The organism is Saccharothrix syringae (genome assembly GCF_009498035.1).
Taxonomy (GTDB): Bacteria; Actinomycetota; Actinomycetes; order Mycobacteriales; family Pseudonocardiaceae; genus Actinosynnema; species Actinosynnema syringae.
In genome coordinates, this window is sequence record NZ_CP034550.1 from 924,335 (window position 1) to 942,642 (window position 18,308).

The following is an 18,308-nucleotide window of genomic DNA, read 5'->3' on the forward strand; positions in this document are numbered from 1 at the left end:
CGGTTCAGCGCGCAGGTCACCGGGGTCGGGCCGGGCCGGGCGGTTGTGGCACCCTGGTTGCCGTGAACCGGACGACGCAGGGTGCGCCACCCCCCTCGGGGGTCCCGTCGGGTGACCGGCCGCCGCTGTCCGAGGACCGCTACCGCCGCGGCGGGCGCCGCACCGCGGGCGAACCCCTGGCCGCCTCGTGGGAACCCGCCGGGCGCCGCCCGCGCCGCCGCCGGCGCGGGGTGAGGGGCCTGGTCGCGAACTACGGCTGGCGGATCTACGCGGTCCCCGTGCTGCTGGTGCTGACCGCGCTGGTCGTGCTGGACACCGCCACCCCGCCGAACGGGGGCGCCGGCGAGGCCGACGGGCCGCGCGACGGGGACCGGGTCGCCGCGTCCACCCCCGCCGCGCCCTCGGCCAGCGAGAAGCCGCCGGTCGAGATCGACCTGAAGAACTTCCCGACCGCCGTGCTGCCGGACGGGCCCCGGTACTCCGAGCAGGGCGCGGGCACCTACCAGGTCGTGCCGGGCGCCACCGAGCGCGCGGGCGGTGGCGGCCGGCTCTACCGCTACAACATCGCCATCGAGGACGGCGTCGAGCCGGTCGACTACGGCGGCGACCGGGAGGCGTTCGCGCGCACCGTCGACTCGTTCCTGGCCGACCCGCGCAGCTGGGTCGGCGCCGGCCAGGTCTCGATGCAGCGGGTGGAGGGCGACGACGTCGACTTCACCGTGAGCCTGAGCACGACCGGCACCACGCACGCCCTGTGCGGCTTCTCCATCCAGTTCGAGTCCTCGTGCTGGCACCCGCCGTCGGGCCGGGTGGTCATCAACGTGGCCCGGTGGGTACGCGGCGCGAAGGCGTACGGCAACGACATCGTCGCCTACCGCACCTACGCCATCAACCACGAGGTCGGGCACGTGCTGGGGATCCAGCACGAGGGCTGCAAGGAGAACGGCAGGCCCGCGCCGGTGATGATGCAGCAGTCCTTCGGCGTGGCCAACGACTACGTCGCCCAGCTCAACACCGTGGACGCCTCCAACCGCAACGCGGTGCCCGCCGACGGCAAGGTGTGCACGCCCAACCCGTTCCCCGTCGCACCCCAGTAGGGGGTGTTGCTCCCGAGGCGTGGGACGACTTCCCATGCGGGAAGACGGCGGGGCAGGCTGGTGTTGTCCGTCGGTAGAGGACATGTTTCGTCGAGGAGGACCAGATGGCGCTTCCGCCGCTCGTGGAGCCCGCAGCGGAGCTGACCAAGGAAGAAGTCGCGCGGTACAGCCGCCACCTGATCATCCCCGACGTCGGGGTCGACGGGCAGAAGCGGCTGAAGAACGCGAAGGTCCTGGTCGTCGGCGCGGGCGGCCTGGGCAGCCCGGCGCTGCTGTACCTGGCGGCGGCGGGCGTGGGCACGCTCGGCGTGGTCGACTTCGACGTCGTCGACGAGTCGAACCTCCAGCGCCAGGTGATCCACGGCCAGTCCGACGTCGGCCGGCCCAAGGCCGAGTCCGCGCGCGACTCGGTCGCCGAGATCAACCCGTTCGTGAAGGTGGTGCTGCACCAGACCCACCTGAACTCGGAGAACGCCCTGGAGATCTTCCGGGACTACGACCTGATCCTGGACGGCACGGACAACTTCGCCACCCGCTACCTGGTCAACGACGCCGCCGTGCTGCTGGGCAAGCCGTACGTGTGGGGCTCGATCTTCCGGTTCGAGGGCCAGGTCAGCGTGTTCTGGGAGGACGCGCCGAACGGGCAGGGCCTGAACTACCGCGACCTCTACCCCGAGCCGCCGCCGCCCGGCATGGTGCCCTCGTGCGCCGAGGGCGGTGTCCTGGGCGTGCTGTGCGCGTCGATCGGCTCGATCATGGTGACCGAGGCGATCAAGCTGCTGACCGGCATCGGCGACCCGCTGCTCGGCCGGCTGATGGTCTACGACGCCCTGGAGATGTCGTACCGGACCATCCGCATCCGCAAGGACCCGGAGAGCCCGAAGATCACCGAGCTGATCGACTACGACGCGTTCTGCGGCGTGGTGTCCGACGAGGCGCAGCAGGCCGCGGCGGGCAGCACCATCACGCCGCTGGAGCTCAAGCAGAAGCAGGACGCCGGCGACGACTTCCTGCTGGTCGACGTCCGCGAGCCGCACGAGTACGAGATCGTGCGCATCCCGGGCTCGGTGCTGATCCCCAAGGACCGCATCCTGTCCGGCGAGGCGTTCGCCGAGCTGCCGCAGGACAAGCCGCTGGTGCTGCACTGCAAGTCGGGCGCGCGTTCGGCGGAGGCGCTGGCCGCGCTGCACCGGGCCGGGTTCAAGGACGCGGTGCACGTCGGCGGCGGCGTGCTGGCGTGGGCCCGCGAGGTCGACCCCTCGCTGCCGACCTACTGACCGCCCCGGGCACCGGGACCGCCCCCGCGCGGCGGTCCCGGGGCCCGGAGCGTGGTCCCGATCACACTCCGTACCGCGTTGGGATAACCGCAATAATGCGGATAGGCCGAACAGGTGCACCGCGCACGCCGTGCGCCGTGGGTCCACCACCGCGACCGCGAGTGCAGGTAGCGTGCCGGCCGTGAACCCGTCTCCGGAGCCGCCACCGTCGCACGTGCGCGCCGCGTTCGGCGCCCGGGACGCCGAACCGGAGCTGATCGACGGCGGCCCGGTCTGGCGCTGCGGCGACGCGGCCGTCCGCCCCGCGGGCAAGCCCGCCGAGGCCACCTGGGTCGCCAAGACCCTCGACGCCCTCGACGTCGACGGCCTGCGCGTGGCCAGACCCCTGCGCTCCACCGACGGCCGCTACGTCGTCGGCGGCTGGGCGGCGACCAAGTACCTGTCCGGCCGCGCCGAACCCCGCCACGACGAGGTCGTCGAGGTCGCGGTCAAGCTGCACGAGGCCACCGCCGGCCTGCCCCGGCCCCGCTTCCTCGACACCCGCACCGACCTGTTCGCCACCGCCGACCGCTGCGCCTGGGAGGAGGCCGAGGCCGAACTGGACCCGGAGCTGGGCGGGCGGCTGTTCGAGCGGTACGCGGCGGAGCGCAAGCCCGTGGCGCTGCGCCCCCAGGTGGTGCACGGCGACCTGTTCGGCAACGTGCTGTTCGCCGGCGACGCGCCGCCCGCCATCATCGACTTCACCGCCTACTGGCGGCCCGCGCCCTACGGCGCCGCGGTCGTCGTGGTCGACGCCCTCGCCTGGGGCGGCGCCGACCCCGGCCTGGCCCGCCGGTGGGCCCACCTGGAGGAGTGGCCGCAGGTCCTGCTGCGCGCCACCCTGTTCCGCCTGGCGGTGCACGCCCTGCACCCCCGGTCGGGCCCCCGCTCGCTGGCCGGCCTGGAGCGGGCCGCCGAGCGGGTGGCCGAGCTGCTGTGACCTCACCCGCGCCCGACGGGCGCTGAGCAGTCAAGTTCGCCTGGATGAAACATCCCGCGTTCCGGCGTTAACAGCCCGTTCCTACCGTCGGCCGGGTGACCGACTCCCCACCCGCCGACCCGTCCGGGGTCGCCACGCACTGCCCGTACTGCGCCCTGCAGTGCGCGATGACCATCACCGGCGGCAGGGTCTCGCCGCGGGAGTTCCCGACCAACCGCGGCGGCCTGTGCCAGAAGGGCTGGACCTCCGCCGAGCTGCTGACCTCGCCCGCCCGGCTGACCACGCCGCTGGTCCGCCGCGACGGCGTGCTGGAGCCCGCGACCTGGGACGAGGCCCTCGACCTCGTCGCCGGGAAGCTGGCCGGGCTGCGCGCCGCCCACGGCCCCGACGCGGTCGGCGTGTTCGGCGGCGGCGGGCTGACCAACGAGAAGTCGTACCTGCTGGGCAAGTTCGCCCGGGTCGCCCTGGGCACCTCGCAGATCGACTACAACGGCCGGTTCTGCATGTCCAGCGCCGCCGCCGGCGGCATGAAGGCGTTCGGGCTGGACCGCGGCATGCCCTTCCCGGTCACCGACCTCGACCGCGCGGACGCGATCCTGCTGGTCGGCGGCAACCCGGCCGAGACCATGCCGCCGTTCGTGCAGCACCTCAAGGGCGCCGAGCTGATCGTCGTCGACCCCCGCCGCACCGCCACCGCCGAGCAGGCCACCCTGCACCTGCGGCCCGCGCCCGGCACGGACCTCGCGCTGGCCCTCGGCCTGCTGCACACCGCGGTCGCCGACGGGCACCTGGACCGGGAGTACCTGGCCGCGCGCACCACCGGCTTCGACGGGGTCTGGCGCATCGCCGCCACCTGGTGGCCCGAGCGGGTGGAGCGGGTCACCGGCGTGCCGGTCGCCGACCAGCGGGCCGCCGTGCGGATGCTCGCCGAGGCGGACAACGCCTACGTGCTCACCGGCCGCGGCACCGAGCAGCACGCCAGCGGCGCGGACACCGTGTCGGCGTGGATCAACCTGGCCCTGGCGCTGGGCCTGCCCGGCCGCCGCGGCTCCGGCTACGGCTGCCTGACCGGCCAGGGCAACGGCCAGGGCGGGCGCGAGCACGGCCAGAAGGCCGACCAGCTCCCCGGCTACCGCAGGATCGACGACCCGGCGGCGCGCGAGCACGTCATGCGGGTCTGGGGCGTGGACGAGCTGCCCGGACCCGGCCGGTCCGCCTACGAGCTGCTCGACGCCCTCGGGCAGCCCGGCGGGCCGAGGGCGCTGCTGGTGTTCGGCAGCAACCCCGTGGTCTCCGCGCCCCGCGCCGGGCACGTGGCCGACCGGCTGGCCGCGCTGGACCTGCTGGTCGTGTGCGACCTGGTGCGCTCGGAGACCGCCGAGGTCGCCGACGTGGTGCTGCCGATCACCCAGTGGGCCGAGGAGGGCGGCACGATGACCAACCTCGAAGGCCGCGTGCTGCTGCGCCAACAGGCCGTCGCGCCGCCGGACGGGGTGCGCAGCGACCTGGAGGTCCTGCACGGGCTCGCGGTGCGCCTCGGCCAGCCCGCCGACCGGTTCCCCACCGAGCCCGAGGCGGTGTTCGAGGAGCTGCGCCGGGCGTCGGCGGGCGGCGCGGCCGACTACTCCGGCGTCACCTACGAGCGGCTGCGCGCCGGCGAGGCGCTGCACTGGCCGGTGGCCGACCGGAGCACGCCCCGGCTGTTCCTGGACCGCTTCGCCCACGCCGACGGCCGGGCGCGGTTCGTCCCGGTCGAGCACCGCGGGCCCGCCGAGCCGCCCGACGCCGACTACCCGCTCCAGGCCACCACGGGCCGGGTGCTCCAGCACTACCAGTCCGGCGCGCAGACCCGGCTGGTGGCCGAGCTGAACGCCGCCGAGCCGGAGACCTACGTCGAGGTCCACCCGGACACCGCGACCCGGGCGGGCCTGCGCGACGGCGACCGCGCGGCCGTGGTGTCGCGCCGCGGCCGGACCGTGGCGCGGGTGCGCTGCGTGCCGTCCATGCGGATCGACCTGGTGTTCCTGCCCTTCCACTACGCCGGCGAGGGCCGGGCCAACCTGCTGACCAACCCGGCGCTGGACCCCACCAGCCGGATGCCCGAGTTCAAGGTGTGCGCGGTCCGATTGGAGACGGTATGAGGAACGTTGTCGTCGTGGGCTACGGCATGGCCGGCGCCCGCCTGGCCGACGAGATCCGCCGTCGCGACCCGAAGGCCGAACGGGTCGCGGTGACCGTGCTGGGCGACGAGGCCCACCACGCCTACAACCGGGTGCTGCTCTCCAGCGTGGTCGCCGGGTCGCTGACCACGGACGCGGTGCGGCTGCACGACGACGACTGGGCCGCCCGCCACCACGTGGAGCTGCGGCTCGGCGAACCGGTCACCAAGATCGACCGCACCCGGCGGGTGGTGCACGTCGGCGAGACCGAGGTGCCCTACGACGCGCTGGTGCTGGCCACCGGCTCGCGGTCGTGGGTGCCGCCCACCGAGGGCCTGCTCGACGGCAACGGCGGCCTGGCGCCCGGCGCGGTGGCGTTCCGGTCGCTCGACGACTGCGCCCGCATCGTCGGGCACGCCGCGCCGGGCACGCCGGTCGCGGTCCTGGGCGGCGGCCTGCTCGGCCTGGAGGCCGCCCGCGGCCTGGCCGGCCGGGGCTGCCTGGTCACCGTGGTCCACCCGGTCGGGCACCTGATGGAGCGCCAGCTCGACGCGGGCGCGGGCCGCGTGCTGGCCAAGAGCCTCCGGGACCTGGGCATCGAGTTCCGGCTCAACGCGCTGGCCACCCGGTACGCGCCCGGCGAGGGCCTGGAGCTCGGCGACGGCACGCACGTGCCCGCCGACCTGGTCGTGGTCTCCGCGGGCGTGCGCGCCGAGACGTCGCTGGCCGAGCAGGCGGGCCTGGCGGTCGACCGGGGCGTCCTGGTCGACGACGCGCTGCGCACCAGCGACCCGCGCGTCCACGCCATCGGCGACTGCGCCCAGCACGTGGGCACGGTCGCCGGCCTGGTCCAGCCCGCGTGGGACCAGGCCGCGGTGCTCGCCGACCGCCTCACCGGCGCCGCGCCCGCCGCCCGCTACGCCGGCACCACCGTGGTGACCAGGCTCAAGGCCCGCGACATCGACCTGGCCGCGCTGGGCGACGTGCACGTGGAGGTCGACTCGCCGGACGCCGAGGTGCTGTGCTTCCAGGACCCGGCGCGCGGCCGCTACGCCAAGCTCGTGCTGCGCGACGACAAGGTGACCGGCGCCATCGTGCTCGGCGCGCCGGACGCCGCGGCGGCCATCACCCAGCTCTACGACCGCGGCCTGCCCGCGCCCACCGACCGCCTGGCGCTGCTGCTGGGCCGGGCGCTGCCCGCGGAGACCACGGCCAGCCCCGCCGACCTGCCCGCCTCGGCCGTGGTCTGCCGCTGCAACACCGTCAGCAAGGGCCAGCTCGTGGGCGCGTGGCGGGCGGGCGCCACCACCGTCTCGGCGATCGCCGAGGCCACCAGGGCGAGCACCGGCTGCGGCGGCTGCAAGGACGCGGTCTGCGGCATCGTCGACTGGCTCGCCGCCTCACAGCCCCAACCCGCGTGATGTGCGCGGGAGTTGCCGTCGTGGACACCTGTCCCAACGTCGGGGTAACGGGTCGTTCCTACCGTTCCTGAAAGAAGAACCGGTGTCCGGGAGGGTCCTATGAGCACGGTCTTGGAGACGGAGAGCCCCGCCCCGCGGGGCGGGCGCCGCGGGCGTTGGATCGAGCACTGGGAGCCGGAGGACCCCGCGTTCTGGGAGCGGACCGGCAGGCGCGTCGCCCGCAAGAACCTCGTCTTCTCCATCCTGGCGGAGAACCTGGGCTTCACCGTGTGGAGCCTGATGAGCATCGTGGTCGTCAGCCTGGGGTCGGTGGGCTTCGACTTCACCGTGGGCCAGCAGTTCTGGCTGCTGATCGTGCCCAACCTGGTCGGCGCGGTGCTGCGCATCCCCTACACCTTCGCCGTACCCCGCTTCGGCGGTCGCGCGTGGACGACGATCAGCGCCTGCCTGCTGCTCATCCCGTGCACCATGCTCATCGTCGCGGTGACGAACCCCGGCACCCCGTACTGGTTCTTCCTGCTCACCTCGGCCGCGATGGGCTTCGGCGGCGGCAACTTCTCCTCCTCCATGGCGAACATCTCGTTCTTCTACCCGGAGGGCAGGAAGGGCCTGGCGCTGGGCCTCAACGCCGCGGGCGGCAACCTCGGCGTGGCCATGGTGCAGCTGGTGGTGCCCATGGTCATCACCATCGGCACCGGCGTGAACCTGGCCTACGCGGCGGCGTTCTGGATGCCGTTCATCGTGGCCGCCACCGCGTGCGCGTGGTTCCTCATGGACAGCCTGGTGCAGGCCAAGCCGGACGGCACGTCCTACCGCAAGGCGCTGTCGAACAAGCACACGTGGGTGATGTCGTTCCTCTACATCGGCACGTTCGGCTCGTTCATCGGCTTCTCGTTCGCGTTCCCGTCGCTGATCAAGCTGAGCTTCGTCGACCACAAGGGCTTCGTCGCGCTGGCGTTCCTGGGCGCCCTGATCGGCTCGGTCAGCCGGCCCTTCGGCGGGTGGCTGGCCGACCGGCTCGGCGGCGCCCGGGTCACCCTGCTGGTCTTCCTCGGCCTCGGCGCGGGCACGGTCGGCGTGCTGGTCAGCACCGAGGTCCGCAGCTTCCCGCTGTTCTTCGGCTCGTTCATCTGGCTGTTCGTGCTGGCCGGCATGGGCAACGGCTCGACCTACCGGATGATCCCGGCGATCTTCGCGACCCAGGTCGAGGACACCGCCTCGGCCAAGCGGCAGGCCGCCGCGGTGGTCGGCGTCGCGGGCGCCGTGGGCGCGTTCGGCGGCGTGCTGGTCAACCTGGTGTTCAAGTTCTCGCTGGAGGGCAGCAAGACCCTGGCGCCCGCCCTCACCGCGTTCCTCGTGTTCTACGCGCTGTGCGTGGCCACCACGTGGTGGTTCTACCTGCGGCGGCGCGTCTTCGTCCGCGTGCCGAGCCTCGCCTACGCGGGCGTGTGACTCACACCTCGCTGAACTGCGGCGTGAGTCTGCTTTAACGCCCGCGAAACATTCGCGACCTTGGCACGACACGGTGCCCGGTGAGCATAACCGGGCAGAAGGAGGGGATTGGTCCATGGCTCGAACGCTCGTGGTGGTCGGTCACGGCATGGTCGGGCACCGTCTCGTCCAGGCGCTGCGGGAGAAGGACGCGACCGACCAGTGGCAGGTGGTCGTGTTCGCCGAGGAGGACCGCCCCGCCTACGACCGGGTCGCCCTGTCCTCCTACGTCGACAACTGGGACGCGGCCCCGCTCGCCCTGGCACCTCACGACGACGACCTGGTCACCCTGCACCTGAACGAGCAGGTCGTGCACATCGACCGCGAGGCGCGGGTGGTCCGCACCACCGCCGGCCGCGCGCAGGGCTACGACGCGCTGGTGCTGGCCACCGGCTCGGTCCCGTTCGTGCCGCCGGTGCCCGGCCGCGACCTGCCCGGCTGCCACGTCTACCGCACCATCGACGACCTGGACGGCATCCGCGCCACCGTGGAGGCGGCCAAGGCGTCCGGGCAGGCCGGGCGCCGCGCGGGCATGGTGCTCGGCGGCGGCCTGCTGGGCCTGGAGGCCGCCAACGCGCTGCGCGGCATGGGCCTGTCGCCGCACGTGGTGGAGCTGGGTCCCCGCCTGATGCCGCTCCAGGTCGACGAGGGCGGCGCCGGCCTGCTCAAGCGCCTGGTCGAGCAGCTCGACCTCACCGTGCACACCGGCACCTCCGCCTCGGTCATCGAGCGCGACCACCGCGACCGGCTCGTCGCCAGGCTCTCCAACGGCACCGAGCTGGACCTCGACGTCGTGGTGTTCTCCGCCGGCATCCGGCCCCGCGACGAGCTGGCCCGCTCCTTCGGCCTCCGGGTGGGCGAGCGCGGCGGCATCGTCGTCGACGAGGGCTGCCGCACCTCCGACGAGCACATCTACGCCATCGGCGAGTGCGCCAACCTCGACGGGACGGTGTACGGCCTGGTGGCCCCCGGGTACTCCATGGCGGAGGTCGTCGCGGACCGGCTGCTCGGCGGCCGGGCGGTGTTCCCGGGCGCCGACATGTCCACCAAGCTCAAGCTGCTCGGCGTGGACGTGGCCTCGTTCGGCGACGCGCACGCCAGGGCGGAGGGCGCCCTGGAGGTCGTGGTCAACGACGCCGTCGCGGGCACCTACGCCAAGCTCGTGGTCTCCGACGACGCCAGGACGCTGCTCGGCGGCATCCTCGTCGGCGACGCCTCGAAGTACCCGGTGCTGCGGCCGCTGGTCGGCCGCGCGCTGCCCGGCGACCCGGTGTCGCTGATCGGCCCGGCGGGCGGCGTGGAGCTGTCGCTGCCCGGCGACGCCCAGGTCTGCTCCTGCCACGCGGTCACCAAGCAGCACATCGTGGACGTGGTCACCGCGGGCGACGCGGTGGACGTGCCGGGCATCAAGGCGTGCACCAAGGCGGGCACCGGCTGCGGCTCGTGCGTGCCGATGCTGAGGAAGCTGCTGTCCGAGTGCGGCGTCGAGCAGTCCAAGGCGCTGTGCGAGCACTTCGACCAGTCGCGCGCCGAGCTGTTCGAGATCGTCCGCTCCACCGGCGTCACCACGTTCTCCGAGCTGATCGACCGGTTCGGCCGGGGCCGCGGCTGCGACCTGTGCAAGCCCGCGGTCGCCTCGATCCTGGCCTCGCTGGACCAGGGCCACATCCTCGGCCGCGACCAGGCCGCGCTCCAGGACACCAACGACCACTTCCTGGCCAACATCCAGCGCAACGGCACCTACTCGGTGGTGCCGCGCATCCCCGGCGGCGAGATCACCCCGGAGAAGCTGATCGTCATCGGCGAGGTGGCCCGCGACTTCGGCCTCTACACCAAGATCACCGGCGGTCAGCGCATCGACCTGTTCGGCGCCACCGTGGACCAGCTCCCGCACATCTGGAAGCGCCTGGTGGACGCCGGGTTCGAGTCCGGCCACGCGTACGGCAAGGCGCTGCGCACGGTGAAGTCGTGCGTGGGCACCACGTGGTGCCGCTACGGCGTGCAGGACTCGGTCGGCCTGGCCGTCGAGCTGGAGCTGCGCTACCGCGGCCTGCGGTCGCCGCACAAGCTCAAGTCCGCCGTGTCCGGCTGCGCGCGCGAGTGCGCCGAGGCCAGGGGCAAGGACTTCGGGGTCATCGCCACCGAGAACGGCTGGAACCTCTACGTGGGCGGCAACGGCGGGTTCACCCCGCGCCACGCCGACCTGCTGGCGTCCGACGTGGACACCGGGACGCTGATCCGGCTGATCGACCGGTTCCTGATGTTCTACATCCGCACGGCCGACCGGCTCCAGCGCACCTCGGCGTGGATCGAGGGCCTGGAGGGCGGCCTGGACCACCTGAGGTCGGTGATCGTGGACGACAGCCTCGGCATCTGCGCCGACCTGGAGGCCGCGATGGCCAAGCACGTGGACAACTACGCCGACGAGTGGCGCGGCGTGCTGGAGGACCCGGAGAAGCTGGCCCGGTTCACCTCGTTCGTCAACGCGCCGGGCACGCCCGACCCCACGATCTCCTTCCGCGAGGAGCGCGGTCAGAAGGTGCCGGTTTTGCTGGGAGTTCCGGAGGTTTCCCGATGACACCTGTGTGCGAGTTGAGCACCCTGCTGCCCGACCGCGGGGTCGCCGCCCTGCTCCCCGACGGGACCCAGGTGGCGGTGTTCCTCACCTCCACCGGGTCGGTCCACGCCCTGGGCAACATCGACCCGTTCAGCGGCGCGGCCGTGCTCTCGCGCGGCATCGTCGGCGACCGGGGCGGGGTGCCCGTGGTGGTCTCCCCGGTCTACAAGCAGGCGTTCGAGCTGGCCACCGGCAAGTGCCTGGACGACCCGTCCGCGGACGTGCCGGTGCACCCGGTGGAGGTCGTCGACGGCGTGGTGCTGGTCGGCTCGGCAGGGGCCCTCGACACCGCCGAGGTCGTCCGGGTGGGTTCGGCGTGATCCCCGCCCCGCTGGCCGGGTACACGGTCGGCGTGACGGCCGCCCGGCGGGCCGACGAGCTCTCCGCGCTCCTGGAGCGCAAGGGCGCGACCGTGCTGCACGGCCCGGCGATCCGCATCGTGCCCCTGCCCGACGACGCGGAGCTGCTGGCCGCGACCAGGACCGTGGTGGAGGAGCCGGTGGACGTGGTCGTGGCCACCACCGGCATCGGCTTCCGCGGCTGGTTCGAGGCCGCCGAGGGCTGGGGCCTGGCCTCCCGGCTGCTGGCGAAGCTCTCCGGCGCCGAGGTGCTGGCCCGCGGCCCGAAGGCCAAGGGCGCGGTGCGCGCCGCCGGCCTGGTCGAGGCGTGGTCGCCGGAGGGGGAGAGCAACGCGGAGCTGCTGGACCACCTGCTGCGGTCGGGCGTGGCCGGCAAGCGCGTCGTGGTGCAGCTGCACGGCGAACCGCTGCCGGAGTTCACCACCACCCTGGAGGAGGCCGGCGCCCACGTGACCTCGGTGCCGGTCTACCGGTGGACCGGGCCGCAGGACCCGGGCCCGCTGGAGCGGCTGCTGGAGGCGGTGCTGGCCGGGCAGGTGGACGCCCTGACGTTCACCAGCGCGCCCGCCGCCGCGTCCGTGCTGCGCACCGCCGAGCAGATGGGCAGGCTGCCCGAGCTGCTGGCGGCGCTCAAGGGCGACGTGCTCGTGGTCGGCGTGGGCGCGATCACCGCCGGTCCGCTGGTGCGGGCCGGGGTACCGGTGGTGCAGCCCGCCCGCGCCCGCATCGGCGCGCTGGCCCGCGAGCTGACCCTGGAGCTGCCCGCGCGGGCCACCCGCCTGCGCATCGCCGCCCGCGACATCGAGCTGCGCGGCCAGGCCGTGGTGGTCGACGGCGAGCTGCGCCCCGTGCCGCCCGCCCCGATGGCCGTGCTGCGCAGGCTCGCCGCCGCCCGCGGCCGGGTGGTCTCGCGCCGCGACCTGCTGGCCGCCCTCCCCGGCGGCGGCGAGGAGCACGCGGTGGAGACCGCCATCGGCCGCCTCCGCTCGGCCCTGGGCGAACCGCGCATGGTGACCACGGTCGTCAAGCGCGGCTACCGCCTGGCCATGGACCCCGCCGGAGTGGCCGTATGACCCTCGTCCTCGTCGCGCACGGCACCCGCGACCCCGCCGGCGCCGCGGTGGTGGAGGAGATCGCCGCGCTCGTCCGCGCCCGCCTCGGCGGCGTCGACGTCCGCGTGGCCTACGCCGACGTCCGCCAACCCGACGTCACCTCGGTGCTGTCGGCGGTGGAGGGCCCCGCCGTGGTCGTCCCCGCCTTCCTCGCGGCCGGCTACCACGTCCGGGTGGACATCCCGGCCCAGGTGGCGGCCTCCGGCCACCCCGACGCGACCATCACCGCCCCGATCGGCCCGGCCCTGGTCCCCGCCCTGCTGTCCCGGCTGACCGAGGCCGGCTGGCGGCCGGGCGACTCGGTGGTCCTGGCCGCGGCGGGCTCCTCGGACGCCAGGGCGCTCGCCGACGTCCGCGCGGTGGCCACCGCCCTGTCCCGCCGGGTGGGCCCGGTGACCGTCGGCTACGCCGCCACCGCCACCCCGCACGTCTCCGAGGTGGTCGCCCGCGCCCGCGGCCGCGTGGCCGTGGCCTCCTGGCTCCTGGCCCCCGGCCTGTTCCACCGCGCCGTGGCCGCCTCGGGCGCCGCCGTGGTCGCCGCCCCGATCGGCGCCCACCTGCGCGTGGTCGAAGCCGTCCTGCTGCGCTACTACGAGGCCCGCTGCTTCCAGGGCGTGGCCTGACCCCGCGCGAGTCGAACCCCCACGCCCACCGTGTCGAACCTCCGGACCCCCCGAGTTCAACACCCAACCCCCGCGTGTCCTCCACTCAGACACCGCGAGTCCTCCACTCGGGCACCGCGTGTCCTCCGCTCGCGGCCCCGGAATAGTTGAGCCCTCAACCAGGTTGTCCCGGACGAGCCGCCCACCCCGGCGGCGACCGAAGGAGGCAGCCATGCCCGCCGTCACCGCCGACACCCTCACCCTGCCCCGCCTCCCCGGCCTCCCGCAGACCACCACGGCGTGGCGGCCGGTCCGCGAGGTCGTCCGCGCGCACCGCTTCCTGGAGGGCGAGGGCTTCCAGGTCCGCCGCCCCTTCCCGGGCGTCGACCTCCCGGACGCCGACCCGTTCCTGCTCCTGGACCACATGGGCGCGGTCGAGTACGGCCCCGGCGAGGCGAAGGGCGCGCCCTGGCACCCGCACCGCGGCTTCGAGACCGTCACCTACATGATCGACGGCGCCCTGGAGCACCGGGACTCCGCGGGCGGCGGCGGCCTGATCACCGACGGCGGCACGCAGTGGATGACCGCGGGCGCCGGCGTGCTCCACTCGGAGCTGCCGCCGCAGGACGTGGTCGCCAGGGGCGGCCTGTTCCACGGCGTCCAGCTGTGGGTCAACCTGCCCCGCGCCGCCAAGTGGACCCCGCCCCGCTACCAGGACATCGGCCCCCGCGACACCACGCTGCTCTCCAGCGGCGACGGCGGCGCGCTGGTCCGCGTCATCGCGGGCGACGTGGCGGGCTTCCGCGGCCCCGGCGCCACCCGCACCCCGATCACCTACCTGCACGCCACGCTGAGCCCCGGCGCCCGCCTGGACCTCCCGTGGCCGGAGGACTTCACCGCCATGGCGTACGCCCTCAACGGCCGCGGCTCGGTCGGCGGCGGGCACCGGCCGCTCGAAGAGGGCCAACTGGCCGTCTTCGGCCGCGGGGAGGCGCTCACCGCGCGGGCCGACACCGAGTGGGACGTGCTGCTGCTCGGCGGCCTGCCCCTGAACGAGCCCGTCGCGCGCTACGGCCCGTTCGTGATGAACACGCGCGCCGAGATCATCCAGGCCATCGAGGACTTCCAGGCCGGGCGGCTCGGGCGGACCCAGGTCCCCCACCTCACCCCGGCGGACGAGGAGCTGTCATGACCGACGTCGTCGAGCTGCTGCGCCGCGGGCGCGGGTTCCGGGCCGCGGGCGACCCCAGCGGTGCCGCCCGCTACCTCGCCGAGGCCGCCGAGCTGGCCCCGCGCGACCGGACCGTGCTGACCGAGCTGGCGCTGGCGCACTTCCAGTCCGCCGCCCTGGGCCGGGCCGAGCGCGTGCTCACCGAGCTGGTCGAGCTCGACCCGGCCGACGGCTACGCCCGCCTGCTGCTGGGCCGCACGCTCAGCCGCCAGAGCCGGCACGCCGAGGCCCTGCCGCAGCTCAAGCTGGCCGCCGCGCTGACCGGCGACCCGGCGGTCGCCGAGGAGGTGGCCCGCGTGCGGGCGCGGGTCACCACAGCCCCGGAGGCTCCTCCGGCCGCTCCTTGACCGCCTCTTCCCACCGGTACCTGCGCAGGTCGACCTTCCCGCCGTCGTCGACGACGCCCTCCGCGCGCAGGCGTTGGAGCTGCTCCTCGGCGATGTGCGGGGCGCAGGTGCCGTTGGCCCGCAGCACCCGGTGCCACGGCAGGTCGTGCCCGTCCTGGTTGAGGACCTGCCCGACCAGCCGCGGCGACGGGGCGCGGGACAGGTCGGCCACGTCGCCGTAGGTGGCGACCCGGCCGGCCGGGATGGCGCGCACGGTCTCGCGCACCAGCTCGTGCAACTGTTCGTCCACCCGGACAGCTTTCCACGGCATGCCGCGCGCGGTCCGGCCGGTGCGCCGTGGTTCGATTCCCTGCCGTGGTGGTCAACAGGGCGCCGTTGCTGGTGCGACCGGAGCGGCGGGACGAGCCCCGCCGCGAGTGGGACGCGCCCGCGCGGCAGGTGTTCGAGCACCCCGGCGGTCCGCTGCGGGTGCTGGGCGGTCCGGGCACGGGCAAGACGACGCTGCTGGCCGAGGTGGTCGCGGACCGGGTGCGGCGCGGCGCCGACCCCGAGCGGGTGCTGGTGCTGGTGGCCAACCGGCGCGCCGCCGAGGCGATGCGCGCCCACATCACCCGCCTGCTGGCCCGGCCGACCACCGACGGCGTGCTGCCCACCACCCAGGAACCCCTGGTGCGGACCGTGCACTCCTACGCGTTCGCGGTGCTGCGCGCCCAGGCCGTGCTCAACGGCGAGCCCGCGCCCCGGCTGCTGTCCGCCCCCGAGCACGACGCGATGCTGCGCGAGCTGCTGGCCGGCGACGTGAGCATGGGCGCGACGAGGTGGCCCGCCCGGCTGCGGCCCGCGCTGACCCTGCCCGGTTTCGCGCAGGAGCTGCGCGACCTGCTGCTGCGCGCCACCGAGCGCGGCCTGGGGCCGGAGGACCTGACCGAGCTGGGCCGCAGGCACGCCCGCGAGGAGTGGATCGCCGCCGGCCTGTTCGGCACCCAGTACGAGCAGGTGAACCTGCTGGCCAGCAGCGGCCAGGGCCACGCGCCGTCGTTCGACGCGGCCGAGCTGGTGAGCAGCGCGCTGCTGGCGTTCCAGACCGAGCACCCGGTGCTGGAGGCGGAGCAGGCGCGCGTGCGGCACCTGCTGGTGGACGACGCGCAGCACCTGGACCCGCTCCAGCTGGAGTTCATCCGCGTGCTGGGCGACGCCGCGCACGAGTTCGTCCTGGCCGGCGACCCGGACCAGGCGGTGTTCTCCTTCCGCGGCGCGGACCCGACCCTGCTCGCCGCCGCCGACGGCCCGCTGGTGGTGCTGCGGCGGGGGCACCGGATGGCGCCGGAGGTCCGCGCCGCGGTGGGCAGGCTCGCGTCCCGGCTGCCGGGCGCCTCGCCGACCCGCGAGGTCGAGCCGGTGGACGCCGAGGGGCACGTGCAGGTGCGGCTGTTCGCCTCCGCCGCGCAGGAGGCGAGCTGGGTGGCCGACCAGCTGCGCCGCGCGCACCTGGTGGACGGGGTGCCGTGGTCGCGGATGGCGGTGGTGGCGCGCTCGGCGACGCGGGTGCTGCCGGTGCTCCAGCGGGCCCTGCTGGCGGCGGGCGTGCCGGTGGCCGTGCCGCACGACGAGCTGCCCCTGGCCCACCAGCCCGCGGTGGTGCCGTTCCTGGCGCTGCTGCGCTGCGCGGCCGTGCCGGGCAGCCTGGACGAGGACACCGCGGCGATGCTGCTGTCGTCCCCGCTGGGCGGCGCGGACCCGCTGGCGCTGCGCCGGCTGCGGCGCGGCCTGCGGCGGCTGGAGCTGGCCGCGGGCGGCGACCGGGCCAGCGGCGAGCTGCTGGTCGAGGTGGTCGAGGACGACGACCGGCTGGCCGCCCTGGAGGACGCCGAGGCGCAGCCCGCGCGGCGCGTGGCGGGCCTGCTGCGCCGGGCGCGCAAGGGCATCGCGGACGGGCTGACCGTCGAGCACGTGCTGTGGGAGCTGTGGCAGGCCACCGGCCTGGAGCAGCGGTGGGCGGCGCAGTCCGCGCGCGGCGGCACCGGCGGCACGCAGGCCGACCGCGACCTGGACGCGATCGTCGGCCTGTTCGAGGCGGCCGCGAAGTACGTGGACCGGCTGCCCGGCTCCACCGCCGGGGGCTTCGTCGACTACCTGGCCATGCAGCAGATCGTGGGCGACACGCTGGCGCCCTCCGCGCCCGTCGGCGAGGCGGTGTCGGTGCTGACCGCGCACGCCGCCGCGGGCCGCGAGTGGGAGGTCGTGGCGGTGCCGGGCGTGCAGGAGGGCAGCTGGCCCGACCTGCGGCTGCGCGGGTCGCTGCTGGGCGTGGAGCGGATGGTCGACGTGGTGTCGGGCGTCCGGGAGGACACCGTGTCCGCGCTCGCCCCGGTGCTGGCCGAGGAACGGCGGCTGCTGCTCGTGGCCGCCAGCCGCGCCCGGCGGTCCCTGCTGGTCAGCGCGGTGCGCGGGGAGGACCTGCAACCGTCGCGGTTCCTCGACGAGATCGAGGAGCTGTCCACCGACGCGCCCGAGCGGGCCGTGTTCACCCCGCAGCGCGGCCTGGTGCTGGCCGAGCTGGTCGGCGAACTGCGCCGGGTGGTGTGCGACGACGACGAGCCCGCCGACCGGCGGGAGCGGGCGGCGGCCCAGCTCGCCCGGCTGGCCGCGGCGGGCGTGCCCGGCGCGCACCCGGACTCCTGGTACGGCCTGGCCGACGTGACCACGGACGACCCGCTGTGGACCGAGGAGCACACGGTCAGCGTGTCGCCGTCCACGGTCGAGGTGCTGGCCAAGTGCCCCCTGCGGTGGGTGGTGGAGCGGCACGGCGGGCAGGACCCGGCCGAGCTGGCGTCGATCACCGGCACCCTGGTGCACGCCCTCGCGCAGGCCGCCGCGACCGGCGCCGACGAGAAGGAGCTGCGGGTCAGGCTCGACGAGGCGTGGGCCGCGGTGGACGCGGGCGCGCCGTGGTTCTCCCGGCGCGAGCGGATGCGCGTGGAGCGCATGCTCGACACGTTCCTGACCTGGCTGGCCTCCAGCCGGTCCCAGCTCACCCAGGTCTCGGTGGAGGAGGAGATCTCCGTCGAGGTGCCCCGCAGGGAGGGCGGGCCGTGGCTGCGCGTGCGCGGCCGGGTCGACCGGCTGGAGACCGACCGCGAGGGGCGGCCGGTCGTCATCGACGTCAAGACCGGCAGGAACCCGGTGACCAAGGAGGAGGCGCGGCGGCACCCGCAGCTCGCGGTGTACCAGCTCGCCACCGCGCTGGGCGGGTTCACCCACCTCGGCCTGGGCACCGACCCGGGCGGCGCGCGGCTGCTGTACGTGGCCAAGGAGAACAAGAAGACCGGCGCGACCGAGCTGGAGCAGTCACCGCTGGACGAGCAGGGCGTGCGGGTGTGGCTGGAGGCCGTGCAGGTGGCCGCCGGGTCGAGCGTCGGGCCCGCGTACCGGGCGACCGAGAACGACGACTGCGACCGCTGCCCGGCGCGCACCTCGTGCCCGATCCACTCCTCCGGCCGGCAGGTCAGCCAGTGAGGACGGCGGGTTAGCCGGCGAAGACGCTCTTGAGCAGGCAATAATTTGTCGCCCTGCGGGTCGCCGTAGGTAGCGGGGCGTGATGTCGAAGAATGCCCCC

Annotated in this window: 14 protein-coding genes; 13 read left to right on the top strand and 1 reads right to left on the bottom strand. The window is 74.7% G+C overall.

What is annotated here, in order from left to right; translation table 11 throughout:
* Nucleotides 1-62: 62 nt before the first annotated feature.
* The 12 genes from EKG83_RS04445 to EKG83_RS04500 all read left to right on the top strand — a co-directional run bounded on the left by EKG83_RS04445 (nt 63) and on the right by EKG83_RS04500 (nt 14,692).
* Nucleotides 63-1,097, top strand: a complete 1,035-nt coding sequence (locus EKG83_RS04445) for a DUF3152 domain-containing protein (protein ID WP_033430378.1) — start codon at nt 63-65, stop codon at nt 1,095-1,097.
* A 104-nt stretch (nt 1,098-1,201) separates the two neighbouring features.
* A complete protein-coding gene (gene moeZ, locus EKG83_RS04450) occupies nt 1,202-2,374 on the top strand; it encodes an adenylyltransferase/sulfurtransferase MoeZ (protein WP_033430377.1) in 1,173 nt (390 codons plus the stop codon).
* Between the two features lie 181 nt (nt 2,375-2,555).
* Nucleotides 2,556-3,353, top strand: a complete 798-nt coding sequence (locus tag EKG83_RS04455; protein ID WP_084716319.1) for a TIGR02569 family protein — start codon at nt 2,556-2,558, stop codon at nt 3,351-3,353.
* Between the two features lie 167 nt (nt 3,354-3,520).
* Nucleotides 3,521-5,494: a molybdopterin oxidoreductase family protein gene (locus EKG83_RS04460; RefSeq protein ID WP_051765504.1), complete on the top strand. Its 1,974-nt coding sequence runs from the start codon at nt 3,521-3,523 to the stop codon at nt 5,492-5,494.
* Nucleotides 5,491-6,933, top strand: a complete 1,443-nt coding sequence (locus tag EKG83_RS04465; protein ID WP_033430375.1) for an FAD-dependent oxidoreductase — start codon at nt 5,491-5,493, stop codon at nt 6,931-6,933. The genes EKG83_RS04460 and EKG83_RS04465 overlap by 4 nt, the downstream gene beginning before the upstream one ends.
* A gap of 99 nt (nt 6,934-7,032) precedes the next feature.
* On the top strand, nt 7,033-8,385 hold the full coding sequence (locus EKG83_RS04470; RefSeq protein ID WP_033430374.1) for an MFS transporter: 1,353 nt from the start codon (nt 7,033-7,035) through the stop codon (nt 8,383-8,385).
* 115 nt (nt 8,386-8,500) lie between these two features.
* Nucleotides 8,501-11,002 (top strand): nitrite reductase large subunit NirB, encoded by a 2,502-nt coding sequence (gene nirB / locus EKG83_RS04475; protein WP_033430373.1) that lies wholly within the window; start codon nt 8,501-8,503, stop codon nt 11,000-11,002.
* Nucleotides 10,999-11,361 (top strand): nitrite reductase small subunit NirD, encoded by a 363-nt coding sequence (gene nirD, locus EKG83_RS04480; protein WP_033430372.1) that lies wholly within the window; start codon nt 10,999-11,001, stop codon nt 11,359-11,361. Before nirB ends, nirD begins: the two co-directional genes overlap by 4 nt.
* Nucleotides 11,358-12,473 (top strand): uroporphyrinogen-III synthase, encoded by a 1,116-nt coding sequence (locus EKG83_RS04485; RefSeq protein ID WP_033430371.1) that lies wholly within the window; start codon nt 11,358-11,360, stop codon nt 12,471-12,473. Before nirD ends, EKG83_RS04485 begins: the two co-directional genes overlap by 4 nt.
* Entirely contained in the window at nt 12,470-13,135 is a 666-nt protein-coding gene (locus tag EKG83_RS04490; protein ID WP_033430370.1) for a sirohydrochlorin chelatase, read from the top strand. The genes EKG83_RS04485 and EKG83_RS04490 overlap by 4 nt, the downstream gene beginning before the upstream one ends.
* Nucleotides 13,136-13,346: 211 nt before the next feature.
* Nucleotides 13,347-14,306, top strand: a complete 960-nt coding sequence (locus EKG83_RS04495) for a pirin family protein (RefSeq protein WP_033430369.1) — start codon at nt 13,347-13,349, stop codon at nt 14,304-14,306.
* Nucleotides 14,303-14,692 carry a tetratricopeptide repeat protein gene (locus EKG83_RS04500; protein ID WP_033430368.1) on the top strand — a complete coding sequence of 130 codons (390 nt, stop codon included), beginning with the start codon at nt 14,303-14,305 and terminating at the stop codon, nt 14,690-14,692. The genes EKG83_RS04495 and EKG83_RS04500 overlap by 4 nt, the downstream gene beginning before the upstream one ends.
* On the opposite strand, the gene EKG83_RS04505 is transcribed toward EKG83_RS04500, so the two are convergent.
* Complete coding sequence (locus EKG83_RS04505) at nt 14,655-14,981, bottom strand: MGMT family protein (protein WP_033430367.1); 327 nt, start codon at nt 14,979-14,981, stop codon at nt 14,655-14,657. The two genes, EKG83_RS04500 and EKG83_RS04505, sit on opposite strands and share 38 nt — an antisense overlap.
* 65 nt (nt 14,982-15,046) lie before the next feature.
* Here EKG83_RS04505 and EKG83_RS04510 point away from each other — a divergent pair, with 65 nt between their 5' ends.
* Nucleotides 15,047-18,208, top strand: a complete 3,162-nt coding sequence (locus EKG83_RS04510) for an ATP-dependent helicase (RefSeq protein ID WP_033430366.1) — start codon at nt 15,047-15,049, stop codon at nt 18,206-18,208.
* Nucleotides 18,209-18,308 lie beyond the last annotated feature (100 nt).

What these genes read in the sequence shown, in the direction of transcription:
- moeZ (WP_033430377.1), top strand. Translation starts at nt 1,202, where the DNA reads ATGGCGCTTCCGCCGCTCGTGGAGCCCGCAGCGGAGCTGACCAAGGAA.
- EKG83_RS04460 (WP_051765504.1), top strand. Translation starts at nt 3,521, where the DNA reads ATGACCATCACCGGCGGCAGGGTCTCGCCGCGGGAGTTCCCGACCAAC.
- EKG83_RS04465 (WP_033430375.1), top strand. Translation starts at nt 5,491, where the DNA reads ATGAGGAACGTTGTCGTCGTGGGCTACGGCATGGCCGGCGCCCGCCTG.
- EKG83_RS04470 (WP_033430374.1), top strand. Translation starts at nt 7,033, where the DNA reads ATGAGCACGGTCTTGGAGACGGAGAGCCCCGCCCCGCGGGGCGGGCGC.
- nirB (WP_033430373.1), top strand. Translation starts at nt 8,501, where the DNA reads ATGGCTCGAACGCTCGTGGTGGTCGGTCACGGCATGGTCGGGCACCGT.
- nirD (WP_033430372.1), top strand. Translation starts at nt 10,999, where the DNA reads ATGACACCTGTGTGCGAGTTGAGCACCCTGCTGCCCGACCGCGGGGTC.
- EKG83_RS04490 (WP_033430370.1), top strand. Translation starts at nt 12,470, where the DNA reads ATGACCCTCGTCCTCGTCGCGCACGGCACCCGCGACCCCGCCGGCGCC.
- EKG83_RS04495 (WP_033430369.1), top strand. Translation starts at nt 13,347, where the DNA reads ATGCCCGCCGTCACCGCCGACACCCTCACCCTGCCCCGCCTCCCCGGC.
- EKG83_RS04500 (WP_033430368.1), top strand. Translation starts at nt 14,303, where the DNA reads ATGACCGACGTCGTCGAGCTGCTGCGCCGCGGGCGCGGGTTCCGGGCC.